The following is a 12,789-nucleotide window of genomic DNA, read 5'->3' as shown; positions in this document are numbered from 1 at the left end:
TTCACATTTTCCCTAATACTGCTTCGACGTATGGTAAACGCCTTTAGATGAATTTTTCGATGAGGAGGGGCGCAAACCGATTCAGGATGTAGAAAAAGACGAGGAACAGAATAATTTTATTGACCACCATATCCCAACGTTTTTTCGGGAGGGTGTGGTCGGGATAGCTGAGTTTCCAGCGGCGCTTGGTGGCCGCTTTTAATAAAATTTCTGGGGTGATGGGAATGCGTTCAACTCGTTCGTAGGGGGGCTTGATCAAAAATCCGCCAAGGTTAAGGCCCGCTTCGCCGTGGTGAAAATACCAAAGGTAGCCATCAAGATCGACTTTGAATTTCTGGGCGAATTTTTCCATAAAGGTGGCACAGTCATCGGCCAGGATGTCAAAGGTGCCAAAAAGATCGGTTGTTGCGTTGAGGCGATCGCCTTCTGTTTTGGGGAGTTCTGTTTGGATGAACTGATAAATATCGTCGAGGGTGGGCATGGGGTTTTTCCTCTACTGCTGGCTTAGGATCTGGTCATCAAGGCTAAAGTCAATAGCAGCCTTGTCTCGTTCGTTGGCAAGGTAATCATTTTGGAAGGAATCTTTTAAGCCACCCACCAGATCATATTTCGGTTGCCAATCCAGGTCATTTAGGGCCTTGTGAATATCCGCCATAAAGTGCTGGGCGCGGATCGGGAAAGCCTTCCGTTTGCCGAGGTCAAATTTTTTCGGGTCATAGTAAACCAGATCCACAGCCGCTGGATCTTTCCCAGCTGCTACCGCACAGGCTTTGGCAAGTCCGGTAAAAGTGACAAAGCGATCGCCTGAGATATTGTAAATTTGCCCAATCGCTTTCGGATTATCTAGCACCGCTGCCATGGCCGTGGCGAGATCATAAACGTGACCAAATTGAGTAATCAGTTGTCCATCCCCAGGAATTGGGATCGGGCGATCGCGGACGATGCGGTCAAAGAACCAGGCTTCTAGATCGTTGTAATTTTTTGCGCCGTAAATGTAGGTGGGACGAATCGATGTCCAGGGCAAATCACTCTGGGCCAGATAGGCTTCGGTTTCGTGTTTACCCTTGTGGCGGCTGTTGGGATCAACGGGATCAGCTTCCTTGTGGGGCGGTTGCTCGGTGGGCAGATAAACGCCAGCGGAACTAACGTAGATAAAATGCTTCACTTTTCCAGCAAAAATTTCGGCGAGGGGCTGGGTATGGGCGAGTTCGCGGCCATTGTTATCAAAAATCGCGTCAAAGGTTTCGCCAGCCAATTTTTCCTTCAGTTGCGCCGGATCTTGGCGATCGCCAATAATTTGCCCTACCCCCGTCGGTGCCGGATGATTGCCCCGGTTAAACAGCACTACCTCATGGCCTGCCGCCAATAAAACTTGGGTGAGATAAACCCCAATAAACCGGGTACCACCAATAATTAAAATGCGCATAATTTTTCCCAAACAGCGATCGCCTTAAGCATTCAGTGTATCGGATGGGGTTCCAGAACTGGAGCAGCGCATTAGAAAAACCTGTCCAAAGGAGCTGGCTCTTTCCGCCGTTATTTTTTGCAACAAACTGTTACATTAGAGAGGCATTTTTCAAACAAATATTTTTTTCAAAATTCCGACCCGTTGCCGTAAATTCTTCGTCCCGAACCATGTCTGAATCCCAAACTTCCCTCGACCAGGCCCCAGAAGCCACTGAACCTAAACCCAGCTATGTCAAGCTCGCCATGCGGAATATGGTGCGCAAAGGGGGTAAGTCCCTCTGGCATTTCTTCCTCACCACCGCTGGCCTGTTGGGGTTTTTCGTCACCATGGCCTACCTCACCCGTTAGATGGGGATGCAGCCCGTGCTTGAGTGTGAAATTTTTGTCGAAAATGCTTCTGGTTTAGAACTGCCGGAATTGGCGATCGCCCCTTGGGAAAATCACCTTCAACGGTGGCTACCGGAATTAACAGCGGCTTTACCCCCGGCCGATGGTTACGAGTTAACCCTCCGCTTTACCACTGACGCCGAAATCCACAGCCTCAATCACCAATATCGCCACAAAGACCAACCCACCGACGTCCTTTCCTTTGCGGCCCTCGAAGACAACCTTGCTAGCCCCTTACCCCCTGGGGAACCGCTCTATCTGGGAGACATTATTGTTTCAGTAGAAACGGCCCAACGCCAGGCCCAGGAACGGCAGCACAGCCTCCAAACGGAACTGGGTTGGCTGGTGAGCCATGGTTTATTGCACCTGCTGGGGTGGGATCATCCCGATGAAGCCCGGTTAATTGAAATGCTCGATCGTCAAGCCGTACTCTTGCGAAACGTTCAACTTATTCCATAATGGGGTGATTCTATTGAGGGAGAAGATGACACAACACAAAAAAATCCTCTCACCCCCCGACCGGGAACGGCGATCGCTAGCCTGGAAAGTGGCCCCTGACCTCCTCGCGAGCTTCCGTTACGCTTGGCAGGGCATTGTGTACGCCACCCGCACCCAGAGAAATTTTCGGATTCACTTGGCGATCGCCGTTTTTGTGTGGACAATGTGTTGGCTGTTGTCCCTCAATTATCTAGAAACAGCGATCCTCACAGCCATGGTCGCCCTCGTGCTCGTCCTGGAGTTGCTGAATACAGCCCTCGAATCGGTGGTGGATCTCACCGTACAGCAGAGTTACCATGAGCTCGCAAAAATTGCCAAAGATTGTGCGGCGGCGGCGGTACTCATCGGGGCGATCGCCTCGGTGGCCATTGCCGGATTAATCGCTTGGCCCCACTTCCAAGCACTCCTAGAGCCTGCTATCTTAACCCCTGTAAAATCCTATTTTTTACCGCAAAAAATTTCCCTGTTTCCCTAGCTCAACCCCGCACAAATCCCCATCACTATCTAAAGGAGTGTGACCCCTTTGATCATCGTCATCGACAACTATGACAGTTTCACCTATAACCTTGTCCAATACCTCGGCGAATTAGGCAAAGAATTACCCGTGGCCCAGGACATCGAAGTGTATCGGAACGACAAAATTACCCTCGCTGAAATTCGTGCCAAACAACCTGCGGGCATCGTCATTTCGCCGGGGCCAGGCCGTCCAGAAGACGCGGGGATTTCCTTGGCGGTGATCAAAGAATTGGGCCAGGAACTTCCTATCCTTGGGGTTTGTCTGGGACACCAAAGCATCGGCCAGGTGTTTGGGGGCAAAATTATCGGTGCCGCAACCCTGATGCATGGCAAGATCTCCGCGATTCACCATGCCAACAAAGGGGTATTTGCTGGTTTAGAAAATCCATTCCCCGCCACCCGTTACCATAGCTTGGTGATCGACAAAAATAATTGTCCTGATTGTTTAGAGGTCACTGCTTGGGTGGATGACGGTACGATTATGGGCGTACAACATCGGGATTATCCCCATATCCAGGGGGTACAATTCCATCCCGAAAGTATCTTAACCACGGCAGGTAAACAGCTTTTGCGGAATTTCCTCGCTACTCTGTCGCCTGTACCGCTGCTTGTAACGAATTAGTGAGGGGCTCCCCGACATAACCATGAAACGTAGACAGTTTATTCAGACCGCAGGGATTAGTGCTTTTGGGGCGATCGCCGGCTTTTCCCTATTGCAAAAAAACGCCGTCCAAGCCCAAACCGGCAACCTTGACATCGAATGGCTGGGCCACACCTGTTTTTCCGTCAGTGGTGCGGGGACTAAGGTTCTCATTAATCCCTTCCGTGCCCTCAGTTGTACCGCAGGTTATCGGGACACATTTCCCCAAGCAGACATTGTCCTGTTAAGTAGCCAACTGTTCGACGAAGGCTATACCGATGGTTTACCCGGAGACCCCAGGATTTTGTTCCAAGCCGGACAATATCCCGTGAATAACATCACCTTTGACGGCATTAGCCTCGCCCATGCCAACATCGAACGCTATCGGGGCTGGCGTTTCCCGCCTAACATTGCCTGGAGCTGGCGCCAGGGAGGCATTAGTCTCTTGCACCTCGGCGGCGCTGGGGAAGAAGTGGACATCGATGATTTTATTTTGACCGGGGGCAGCCCAGATATTCTGATGATCCCCGTTGGGGGCACCGACGCCGACCCACAGAATATTCCCCCCAAGGGTTACACCCCAGCCCAAGCGCTCCAAGCCCTAGAGTTGCTGCGTCCCAAGATTGTTATCCCGACCCACTACAAAACAACGGCCGGAGACGACACCTGTGGGCTCCAGTCCATTGAATCCTTTTTAAACTTAGTAGACCGTAACGAAATTAAGGTGACAACGGTGGCTTCCAATCGCCTCCAGGTCAATCGAGCGGCTCTTTCCCAAGCCAATTCAGAGATTAAGGTTTTAAGCGATCGCCCCTTGTTGCGGGCCTAGGCGGCTCATCACTTTTCCTCTGATTGAACAACCTCCAAAATTCTTGGGGGTTTTTTGATTGCGATGGTAAAACCTAGAAAATATTTGCGATTTATTGACCTCACCCCTGGGTATAAAGGGCAATCGAGCCTATCATTTTGGACATTGATCTGCCCTAAATTCTCGCTTATGCAATATTTTTTTCTCACCGAAGGGTGGCACATTGGCCGCGTTTGGGAACCCGGTGGCCCCTGGGATATCCTGTCCTGGCGACGTCCCCCCAAGATTCAGCGCACCAACATCGCCATGGAAAACCAGGGGGAGCGCCTCTGGCTCTACCAAGTAGACGACCCGATCCTAATGCTGGAAGTGACCCCCGATCCCACGAAGGTCAAAACCGAGAACATCGGTCAAGTGATGATCAAACGCCTAATCACCCCCGAAGAGGCGATCGCCCAATTAAACCAAGCCAACACCCTCTACAAAGACCCAACTCCAAGCCATTAGCGCCATTACATTTCCCGTAATACGCTTGCCAAGCCCTCTAACAATAGTTACACTTCTTTAAACAATCTTCCCCCTAAACCCAGCACAAACCCTTTGTATCGTAGTTTAGAGAGAAGAAAAAAACGCTTAAGTCCTTGGGACAACTAGCAATAACAAAACAACTTTCTTGAGGATGCTTTGTAAACTTTTGTAAATTTTTCCGAGGAAGCTTTTATTAAAGTCTACGAAGACATTGCCGTCAAAAAGCCGTTTCAACTCAAAATCTTCCTATAGATTTGAAGTTGTTTTTCTCGGTTCAGACCAATCCTCGTTAATAATGAGAAAATATTTGGTCATAGTAGACACGATTGTTTAGGAGGAGAGTAGTCAATGGGACTACCTTGGTACCGCGTACATACAGTCGTCCTTAACGACCCAGGTCGTCTGATTTCTGTACACCTCATGCACACTGCGCTTGTCGCAGGTTGGGCTGGCTCAATGGCCCTCTATGAGCTAGCAATTTTCGATCCCAGTGATCCCGTCCTCAATCCCATGTGGCGGCAGGGCATGTTCGTACTGCCGTTCATGGCACGGCTGGGCGTAACCGGCTCCTGGAATGGCTGGGATATCACTGGTGCCGTAGGCACTAACCCCGGTTTTTGGTCCTTTGAAGGCGTCGCCGCAGCACACATCGTTCTGTCCGGTCTTCTGTTCCTCGCTGCCGTTTGGCACTGGGTTTATTGGGATCTCGATCTTTTTGTTGACTCCCGTACCGGTAAGCCTGCCCTAGACTTGCCGAAAATGTTTGGGATTCACCTGTTCCTGTCTGGTCTTCTTTGCTTCGGCTTTGGAGCCTTTCACCTCAGCGGCGTCTGGGGGCCTGGAATGTGGGTTTCTGACCCCTATGGTGTAACGGGCCATGTCCAAGCCGTTGCCCCCGATTGGGGCCCCAGTGGATTTAACCCCTTTAACCCTGGCGGTGTTGTGGCGCACCACATTGCCGCTGGTATTGTTGGGATTATTGCTGGTCTTTTCCACCTCAGTGTGCGTCCCCCTGAGCGTCTGTACAAGGCACTCCGGATGGGTAACATTGAGACGGTTTTATCCAGCAGTATTGCAGCGGTATTTTTTGCCGCATTCGTCGTCGCTGGCACCATGTGGTACGGCAACGCTACCACTCCCATCGAACTTTTCGGCCCGACCCGTTATCAGTGGGACCAGGGTTATTTCCAAAACGAAATTCAGCGCCGTGTGGATGCTGAAATTGCGTCAGGGGCAACACCTGCGGAAGCTTGGAATACAATTCCTGAAAAACTTGCTTTTTATGACTATGTCGGTAACAGCCCTGCGAAAGGTGGTTTGTTCCGTACAGGGCCGATGGATCAAGGTGATGGCATTGCTCAGTCTTGGGCCGGCCACCCTGTCTTCAAAGATGCAGAAGGTCGTGAGCTTTTTGTTCGTCGGATGCCCAACTTCTTTGAAACCTTCCCTGTGGTCATGACCGATGCGGATGGCGTCCTCCGGGCTGATATTCCGTTCCGTCGTTCTGAGTCTAAGTTCTCCGTTGAACAGGCTGGGGTTACGGTTTCCTTCTTGGGTGGCGAACTCAATGGTCAAACCTTCACCGATGCTGCCACTGTCAGAAAATACGCCCGTCGTGCCCAGTTGGGTGAGCCTTTCGAGTTTGATACTGAAACCCTTGGTTCTGACGGTGTATTCCGGACGAGCCCCCGTGGTTGGTTCACTTTTGGTCACGCTGTATTTGCACTGCTGTTCTTCTTTGGTCACATTTGGCATGGTTCTCGGACGTTGTACCGTGACGTATTTGCTGGGGTTGACCCTGAACTGGCAGAAGAGCAAGTGGAATGGGGCTTCTTCCAGAAGGTTGGTGACAAGAGTACCCGTGCTAGCTAATTAAACACAGGTATCTATTGCATCGATCGGAAAGTTTTTTCCAATAATTCATTTTGAGGAGGTTGGGCATTTAAGCCTAGCCTCTTTTTTCTTGGGGAAAATTAACTGAATTCGGGGGAGATGGTGGCGGTTTTCTACACTGGTTGCGAAAGAAGAGGATTCTGCAAAATTGAGGTATTCCCTGAATGAATTAAAAGAATATTATGTCGCTTTCTCCCAAGGCTCTTTATGATTGGTACCGCAACACCCTGCGCAATCCGAAATACCGGTGGTGGATTATTTTAGGCACTTTGGCATATTTGATCAGCCCCATTGATATTTCGCCGGACTTTTTCCCCATTGCGGGTCAGATTGATGATGTGATGCTGGCGACATTGTTGATTGCGGAACTGTCCCAAATGGCCTTGGCCTTTTTCCAAGCCCGCCAAGAAAATTCCCCAGGGAAAACGACAACCCAGGGAGAAACGACGGCAACGGTAGATATCCCTTCGGTTTCGGTAGACGAATCCTAGATCAAAGCTTGTACGAGTAAAAAGGCGATCGCCGCACTGCCGACGGGCACGAGAAAATTATCAATGCCAAACTGGGCAATGCTTTCGAGCAAGGTGGAGCAAAGGGCAACAACGAGGGCGATCGCCGCTTTTTGCCAAAGCATGAGATCAAAACTGAGAAATAATAAACCGCAAATCAAGAAACCCACCCCAAACATGGTGGCGGTGCCTTCGAGGCTTTTTTTGTTGCCAAGAATTTCGTAGGGATGTTTGCCCAATTGACTACCGACCACGGCGGCCAGACCATCGCCCCAGGCCATCACCAAAATGCCGAGCACCGCAAACACAGGTTGCTGAATTGACCAAAACCACCAGATCAACACCCCCATACTAAGGGCATAAAAAAAAGTGCCGAGGCTCTGGCGACCGACGCTATTCACGCTGGGTAAAATCGGCAGGAAGTAGGAAATTAGGGCAATTAAGCCTGCAATAAAGGCGGCAGCAATGCCGATTTCCATCGGAATATCAAACCACCAGGCGAGGAGAATGACATTACCACTGCCGATATGGACAATCTTGCGGGTCAGTTCTGGGCTTAGGTGATTTTTGCGGCTGAGACCTTCGGCGATCGCCAACAGCGCCCCCAAATAAGTGATGACCGTTCCCAGGGGCATCCGGAGGGCTGGGGAAAAGATTTCCGCGACGAGATGATTGACATCCATAAAAAATTAAGGGCGAGATTACTCCCACCCCTAAAGCACAACTTAGAAGTTACCAACTAGCGCCTCATTACAACGTTCACAAATGGTGGGATCATCCGTAAATGTGCCCACTTGTGTGGAGTAATTCCAACAGCGATCGCACTTGTGACCGTCCGCTTTGACCACGGCGATTTGGAGCTTGCCAGCAGCCAACTCCAGGGTGTCTTGGTACTGCTGATCGTCGAGGGCTGCCGTCACAAATTCCACCTGGGAAACAAGGAGCAAATAGCGCAGTTCATCCACCCGTGGGGACTCACTCAAACTGTCGGCGGGATTTAGGGCCGCGAGCCAGTCTGTTAAGGCCCCATCCACATCGCGCATCAGAATTTTTGCTTCGAGGGAAGCACCGATTAATTTTTCTGTGCGGGCTTTTTCGAGGACGAGGTTCACGCCGTTGCGGATTTTGCGCAGTTCTTCCCACCGTTGGAATAAAGTTTCGTCTGCTGCCCATTGGAGATCGAGTTGATACCAACCCGCGTTAAACACCGATTGATGCTCCGTTTCGTAGGGCAAGTTCTGCCAGATATCCTCCGCCATGTGACACAATACCGGGGCGATCGCCTTGGCTAGGGTTTCAAGGATAATCGCCATTACCGTTTGGCAACTGCGCCGCCGGGGAGCATTCACATCGGAAATATACAGGCGATCCTTGGCAATATCAAGATAGAAATTAGAAAGATCTACCACACAGAAATTTTGCACTTTTTGGAAGAATTTAAAGAATTGGAATTCCTCAAAAGCTTCTGTAACTTCTGTAAAAACATTGTGGGTTTGGTGCAAAATATATTTGTCTAATTCCGGTAAATCAGCATAGGGAACTGCATCTTTCGCTGGATCAAAATCATGGATATTTCCTAATAGGAAACGGGCCGTATTGCGAATCTTGCGATAAACATCGGCCAACTGCTTCAAAATCGTTTGGCCGATAGGCACATCTGAAGAGTAGTCTACCGAAGAAACCCATAGCCGCAGCACATCTGCACCATAGGGCGGTTCGGTTTTCTGATTCTTGCCGCCGTTGATAATGATATTGGGATCAACAACATTTCCCAGGGATTTACTCATTTTGTAGCCCTTTTCATCGAGCACAAAACCGTGGGTTAGGACCGTTTTATAGGGGGCTACATTATTAACAGCCACACTGGTTAAAAGACTCGACTGGAACCAACCCCGGTGCTGGTCAGAACCTTCTAAATACAGATCCACAGGATAATTTAAACCGTCCCGCTGTTTGGCTACAGCCGCCCAGGAAGAACCCGAATCAAACCACACATCCATGGTATCGGTGCCCTTGCGGTAAGTGCGGCCATTGTTACGATATTCCTCCGGTAAAAGTTCTTCTACCGAACGTTTCCACCAGGCGTCAGAACCTTCCTTGGCAATAATTTCTCTAACGTGGTTAATGGTGGTTTCATTTAACAATGCTTCCCCGGTTTCCTCGTCGTAGAAAACAGGAATCGGGACACCCCAATTCCGTTGCCGGGAAATACACCAGTCACTGCGATCGCCAACCATGGCCGTGATTCGATTTTCCCCCTGGGCCGGAATCCAACGGACGTTCTTAATCGCACTTAGTGCTTCATCGCGGAACCCTTCCACCGAAGCAAACCACTGCTCCGTGGCCCGGAAAATCGTCGGTTTTTTCGTCCGCCAATCGTAGGGATATTTGTGTTGGTAGGCTTCTTGCTTTAAAAGGGCGCGTTTTTCCGTTAAAGCTGTGATAATTGCGTCGTTAGCCCCGTTGAGGACATTTAAGCCCGCAAACTCGCCCGCTTCCTCGGTCAAAGTTCCTTCTGCATCTACTGGGGAAAGGATCGGTAACCCATATTTCTGGCCCGTGATGTAGTCTTCCTGACCATGGCCCGGCGCGGTATGGACGAGGCCCGTCCCGGATTCCGTTGTGATGTAATCACCACCAGCCACCACCGGACTTTGACGATCATAGAGGGGATGCTGATAGGTGCAATGTTCGAGAATTTCCCCTTTAAAACTGGTTTTAATCGTTAAGGCAGCGTCAAAGGTTTTCGTTAAATTTTCTGCGAGATCCTTGGCCACCACTAAATATTTCTGAGCGCACAGGCTGCCATCGGTTTTCACAACAGCATATTCTAGGGCCGGATTGATCGCCACAGCTAAGTTACCGGGCAATGTCCAGGGAGTGGTTGTCCAGATCGCCACGCCCAAACTGTCGGCAAATTCCCCTAAAACAGCTTTGGCTTCCGGGCTTAGATCCGTGATCGGAAAAGAAACGTAGATACTTTGGGAAGTGTGGCCTTCGGGGTATTCGAGTTCTGCCTCGGCGAGGGCCGTTTGGGAACTGGGACTCCAATGGACGGGCTTCAGACCCCGGTAGATATAGCCTTTGAGGGCCATGTCTCCGAATACGCCGATTTGAGCCGCTTCATACTCTGGGGTGAGGGTGAGGTAAGGGTTTTTCCAGTCGCCCCAAACGCCATAGCGTTGAAATCCGGCTGCTTGGGCTTTTTGGGTTTTGAGGGCAAAATCACGGGCTTTGTAGCGGAGTTTGAGGGGCGTAAGGTTTTGCCGGGCATCGGCACTGAGGTTTTGCAGTACCTTTAATTCGATGGGTAAACCGTGACAATCCCAACCGGGGACATAGTGGGTTTTGTAGCCTTGTAGGAGCTTGTACTTATTGATGATGTCCTTCAGTACCTTGTTCAGGGCATGGCCCATGTGGAGGTCACCGTTGGCATAGGGGGGGCCATCGTGCAGCGTAAAGAAGTCTTTGGGGTTATTCTGCGCTAAATCTTCGTAAATGCGGTTTTCTTGCCAGAATTTTTGGATTTCTGGCTCTTTTTGGGGAGCATTGGCCCGCATGTTAAAGGTGGTTTTCGGCAAATTAACGGTATCTTTGTAGCTCTTTGCGTCTGTCACGGTGGCTGTGGTGGCTGATGTTTACAAATGTTTGCTATGGCTGATTTTAACTTGCCAGGGCTTGTCCCGTGAATCTCGGTGAAAAAAGGCGATCGCCAACGTCTTGGGATTCATTAAATAGAATGAAGGGTGATCGGCAAGGGGAGATAAAGTGATGCTGACAAAACAACGGGCGGATCGGGTGCTGTTGAGTAATATCAGTTGGCAGCAGTTTGAAAACATCTTGCGGGATTTAGGGGAAACTCGTGCCAGTCGTGTGGCTTATTGCGATGGAACTTTAGAAATTATGACGCCCCTCCCTGAACATGAATTTTACAAAGAGGCGATCGGTGATGCGATCAAAGATTGCGCTGACGAGTTAGAAATTGATTATGAAAGTCTTGGCTCAACGACTTGGCGCAAACCGGCAGCCAAAGCAGGTTTAGAACCGGACAATTGTTTTTACTTCCAGCATGAGCCGTTAATTCGGGGCCAGTTGGACTATGATCTCGCTAAAGATCCGCCTCCCGATTTGGCTTTAGAAATTGAACTGACAAGCCGATCTTTAGAACGGTTTCCCATCCATGCACGGTTAGGAGTGCCGGAAATTTGGAGCTATGAGGACGGCAAAATCACCATTTATCTCCTCGACCAGGGAGAATATCGCGTATCGGAAATAAGTTTAGCCCTGCCGCAAATTTCAGTGACAAAAATGATGGCTTTGATCGAAGAAAATCGTCCCTTAGGTCGTCGGGCGATCCGCCGCGCCATTCGGGAGTGGGCCAGGACGCTTTAGGGGGATGGGGAGTAATATTCTGGATAAAAGCCGCCACATGTTTTATGTATTGCTAAATGGCTAAGATAAGCACGAATTTCATCAACTCCTATTTCCTGAGGATATTTTTTCTGATGAAAATAGATAAAGTCCAGAATTTAATGTAAATCGCTTTTTTCTGTGGCACGACTCATAAATCGAAGCGCACGATTCACCTCATTGAGCAGAGGTGATTCTGAGGGTTTATACATTGTTAAAAACCACAAACAGGTTCGACATTAGACCGGCCGTCTACTTGAACCATTAAGATTTTTATTCCCTTTCGTTACTGTCTCAAAGGCTTGCAGTACTATCCCCCTTATACGAGATGACTATACTGCGAGGTGCAGTGCAATTCTTAGTTAGACGGCAGGAAGAGTTAGTCATGAATTTAAAACGAAGTAGTTTGAAGCTGGTTGTGGCTCTCTCCGCGATTTGCTATGCAGTTTGCGCCTCCGCACAAAGTGCGACAGTAAAAAAAAACATCTCAGGAAACGAAGATAGTTTGGGTTTTTGGGCAATTCGGATCACATCGAACCAGTTCGCCTGGGTTAATCGGCAGGAAGTCTTCTGGGTTAACGCTGACGGTGAGACTGGTTACGCGGATCTATCTGCCAGAAGCCTCGCTATGCCTTGCAGGGGGGCCGCGGATACGGACTTGCTCGTTAAGATTGAGTCGAGTTTGATCGAACTGCTATCAGAGGCGGATCAGCCAGTGCCAGGATGCTTAGACTGTGGCGAATACCAAGTTCTCATCGGATATGGCGACGAGGGGAGTTTGCAATTCTTAGAGCGACGCTTGAGTCCATTGCAATTCTACATTGGAGAAGGGTCGGTTCTAGGCGATCTAAGCGGTCTAAGGGATCAGCTAATTGAAACCTGTTCCATACAAGAAGAAAATGAGATATAACGTTAGCGTGCTGCCGTCTAAACCCGACGTTATCTCCTCGATCAAGGAAACTTATCGTATTTTCACAACGAGTTCAGCTCTGCCGCAAGTTTCCGTGACGACAATGATGGCCTTCATTAATTGAAGAAAATCGCCCTTTGGAAGATCAGGCCATGCAGGAGTGGGCAAACACTTCCTAGAATTGGCCAAAACTTGCTTAATCATTGAGGACTGTTACGTTTCA

General features: G+C 49.7%; 15 protein-coding genes. 10 read left to right on the top strand and 5 right to left on the bottom strand.

The features are described from left to right. Positions 1-43 precede the first annotated feature (43 nt). A complete protein-coding gene (locus FEK30_RS13170; protein ID WP_138073435.1) occupies positions 44-481 on the bottom strand; it encodes a DUF1493 family protein in 438 nt (145 codons plus the stop codon). A gap of 12 nt (positions 482-493) precedes the next feature. Then, the gene (locus FEK30_RS13165; RefSeq protein WP_138073434.1) at positions 494-1,426 is read right to left on the bottom strand and encodes an NAD-dependent epimerase/dehydratase family protein; all 933 of its coding nucleotides are present in this window, start codon (positions 1,424-1,426) and stop codon (positions 494-496) included. A 209-nt stretch (positions 1,427-1,635) separates the two neighbouring features. On the opposite strand from FEK30_RS13165, the gene FEK30_RS13160 reads away from it, so the two are divergent. From FEK30_RS13160 to FEK30_RS13125, 8 genes are all read left to right on the top strand, one after another. Continuing rightward, positions 1,636-1,815, top strand: a complete 180-nt coding sequence (locus FEK30_RS13160) for a DUF3285 domain-containing protein (protein ID WP_030007517.1) — start codon at positions 1,636-1,638, stop codon at positions 1,813-1,815. Then, positions 1,816-2,313: an rRNA maturation RNase YbeY gene (gene ybeY, locus FEK30_RS13155; protein WP_459252042.1), complete on the top strand. Its 498-nt coding sequence runs from the start codon at positions 1,816-1,818 to the stop codon at positions 2,311-2,313. A 25-nt stretch (positions 2,314-2,338) separates the two neighbouring features. Beyond that, positions 2,339-2,827, top strand: a complete 489-nt coding sequence (locus FEK30_RS13150) for a diacylglycerol kinase family protein (protein WP_065716615.1) — start codon at positions 2,339-2,341, stop codon at positions 2,825-2,827. Between the two features lie 48 nt (positions 2,828-2,875). Further along, the gene (locus FEK30_RS13145) at positions 2,876-3,490 is read left to right on the top strand and encodes an anthranilate synthase component II (RefSeq protein ID WP_030007514.1); all 615 of its coding nucleotides are present in this window, start codon (positions 2,876-2,878) and stop codon (positions 3,488-3,490) included. A gap of 22 nt (positions 3,491-3,512) precedes the next feature. Next, a complete protein-coding gene (locus tag FEK30_RS13140; RefSeq protein ID WP_030007513.1) occupies positions 3,513-4,337 on the top strand; it encodes an MBL fold metallo-hydrolase in 825 nt (274 codons plus the stop codon). A 168-nt stretch (positions 4,338-4,505) separates the two neighbouring features. Continuing rightward, entirely contained in the window at positions 4,506-4,823 is a 318-nt protein-coding gene (locus FEK30_RS13135) for a hypothetical protein (protein ID WP_030007512.1), read from the top strand. 369 nt (positions 4,824-5,192) lie between these two features. Beyond that, positions 5,193-6,716: a photosystem II chlorophyll-binding protein CP47 gene (gene psbB / locus FEK30_RS13130; RefSeq protein WP_012307371.1), complete on the top strand. Its 1,524-nt coding sequence runs from the start codon at positions 5,193-5,195 to the stop codon at positions 6,714-6,716. A 203-nt stretch (positions 6,717-6,919) separates the two neighbouring features. After that, the gene (locus FEK30_RS13125) at positions 6,920-7,228 is read left to right on the top strand and encodes a YkvA family protein (RefSeq protein WP_138073433.1); all 309 of its coding nucleotides are present in this window, start codon (positions 6,920-6,922) and stop codon (positions 7,226-7,228) included. Here FEK30_RS13125 and FEK30_RS13120 read toward each other — a convergent pair. Both FEK30_RS13120 and ileS read right to left on the bottom strand, forming a co-directional pair. Further along, a complete protein-coding gene (locus FEK30_RS13120) occupies positions 7,225-7,929 on the bottom strand; it encodes a diacylglycerol/polyprenol kinase family protein (protein WP_181445662.1) in 705 nt (234 codons plus the stop codon). The two genes, FEK30_RS13125 and FEK30_RS13120, sit on opposite strands and share 4 nt — an antisense overlap. Before the next feature lie 42 nt (positions 7,930-7,971). Further along, complete coding sequence (gene ileS, locus FEK30_RS13115; RefSeq protein WP_138073432.1) at positions 7,972-10,863, bottom strand: isoleucine--tRNA ligase; 2,892 nt, start codon at positions 10,861-10,863, stop codon at positions 7,972-7,974. A gap of 154 nt (positions 10,864-11,017) precedes the next feature. Between ileS and FEK30_RS13110 the strand changes: the two genes are divergently transcribed. Continuing rightward, a complete protein-coding gene (locus tag FEK30_RS13110; protein WP_138073431.1) occupies positions 11,018-11,638 on the top strand; it encodes a Uma2 family endonuclease in 621 nt (206 codons plus the stop codon). Here FEK30_RS13110 and FEK30_RS17315 read toward each other — a convergent pair. Further along, positions 11,635-11,763 carry a hypothetical protein gene (locus FEK30_RS17315; RefSeq protein WP_397429009.1) on the bottom strand — a complete coding sequence of 43 codons (129 nt, stop codon included), beginning with the start codon at positions 11,761-11,763 and terminating at the stop codon, positions 11,635-11,637. The genes FEK30_RS13110 and FEK30_RS17315 overlap by 4 nt on opposite strands. 278 nt (positions 11,764-12,041) lie before the next feature. Here FEK30_RS17315 and FEK30_RS13105 point away from each other — a divergent pair, with 278 nt between their 5' ends. Beyond that, entirely contained in the window at positions 12,042-12,566 is a 525-nt protein-coding gene (locus tag FEK30_RS13105) for a hypothetical protein (RefSeq protein WP_030007508.1), read from the top strand. Positions 12,567-12,789: the final 223 nt, after the last annotated feature.

Origin of the sequence: Picosynechococcus sp. PCC 11901, from assembly GCF_005577135.1 — a bacterium.
In the GTDB taxonomy this organism is placed as follows: Bacteria; Cyanobacteriota; Cyanobacteriia; order Cyanobacteriales; family MRBY01; genus MRBY01.
This window is presented reverse-complemented; position numbering and strand designations above follow the sequence as displayed.